The sequence below is a fragment of the Caballeronia telluris genome, from assembly GCF_001544495.1.
Taxonomy (GTDB): Bacteria; Pseudomonadota; Gammaproteobacteria; order Burkholderiales; family Burkholderiaceae; genus Caballeronia; species Caballeronia telluris.
Map to the genome: position 1 here is coordinate 1 of NZ_FCNZ02000119.1, position 1,561 is coordinate 1,561.

At 60.3% G+C, this 1,561-nt stretch carries 1 protein-coding gene; it reads right to left on the reverse strand.

The genetic code is table 11. The features are described 5' to 3' along the window. Positions 1-1,375: 1,375 nt before the first annotated feature. On the reverse strand, positions 1,376-1,561 hold a 186-nt coding region (locus AWB66_RS34810), incomplete at its 5' end, for a hypothetical protein (RefSeq protein ID WP_235021360.1).

The following is a 1,561-nucleotide window of genomic DNA, read 5'->3' on the forward strand; positions in this document are numbered from 1 at the left end:
CACCCTGTGATTATCGGATCGTGCCGCCGATCATCACAGCTACTTTCCATAATCAACGACTTGGCATAATCGGCCTTATGCGAAGCTTTCCATAAGGCCGATAAGCGGGCCGTCAAAACCTCGAACGCCTTTTCTGGATGGGGCAAGACTTGATACAGCCCGGCCCGAAGCTAGGGACACTCCAGCGATTCATGTGGCGCCCTTCGCCGCTCGTTCAATTCTTAACGCGTAAAACGCTTGTCGAGCGTCCTTCAGTTTCTGTATGGCGGCCGCAAAGCGCGCCAACTCGGGCGCTTCAAGCCATGTGATGTGCCGGACGAAAAAAGTGCTTCGAGTGCAACTGATGCCGGATGTACTTCCCGTGTTGCATTTGCGACCCGCTCAAGCGCCCTCGCCTCGCTTGACTTGTCCTTGCTCTTCGTCATCTGGGTCCTAAGTCCTGCCGTTCGAAGTCGTGTGAGGGCTGAGCTAATCGCTCCGACCGCCGAACGACGTGCCTTGCGTTCAGCTACCGCAACAATCCGCACGATCCAGAGGCTTGTGATGAGGTAGTTCGTCCGAGGCGAACTCCTCGGACGGACGCCACCCCGCGCCGGCATCGAGGCGACTGCGCTGGATCCCTTGTGAGCAAGGCGACACGCCAGCGATAGCGCGGCCGGCACGCGCCCCGACATTCGCGTCGATCGGCTCAAGTTGTCAGCGACTATGCACGTCCGCGAGGAAAACGTTCGAAGCGCGCCCTCCTTGCCGCCAAGATTCCGGGTAAACGCCGGCAGGATGCGCTCGCGGCCCCGAAAGACTGTTCGCGATCTGGTCAATGCGCAGTACCTCGACAACGACGCGTTCACGAAGTAGATCAAGATGCTCCTCCGCCGCCATCACGACGACGCGGGAAATAAGCGGCGCGCGCCGCTAAGCCGCGGAGCCAGATGGCGCGGAGCCACACCAATGTAGCGTGGATCTTCACCCCGCCCGTGTTGGACGCTCTGCCCGACATGGCCGCCGCCGGCGCGCATAGGATTCGCGCTTGTGCTGGCGCACAACACAGGTCTCCGCCATTCGAAATTGTGCTGCGCTTTCAACGACGGTATCAGCATGCGCGACGCCGGAGTCGAACTTGGGTCGACTATCCTGTCTCGCCGTGGGCAAGGAGTTCGAAAGAACGGTTCGTGCCAGTCGGCCCCGCCGTCGTGACGGCGTTCGGCGACTATGTGGGAGCGCGCGGCCTCGCCCGCGATCCCCCTTGCCTGCCCCGTAGGGGACTGGTTCCCGCGTTGCCGACACTCGGTATATTGGCCCCCTTCGTCGCGAGGCGGCCGAAAGCGACACCGACGTCAAAAGACGCTCGTTGCCATTGTTCGCACGGCCAAACCGATCACGAACTGCTCTCTACCCGGCCATGAAGCGCTTTTTCGAGGCGACCGCGACATCGCCACTGCTCTCCGCTAGCGATCCGTTCGTTGTTCAGTAGGAGGCGGAGTTTCTCTAGCAGGCCGTTGAAATATCCGTCGTTGATGCACTCAGATGCATTACGACGGATGCTGGTTTCATATTTTTTTGA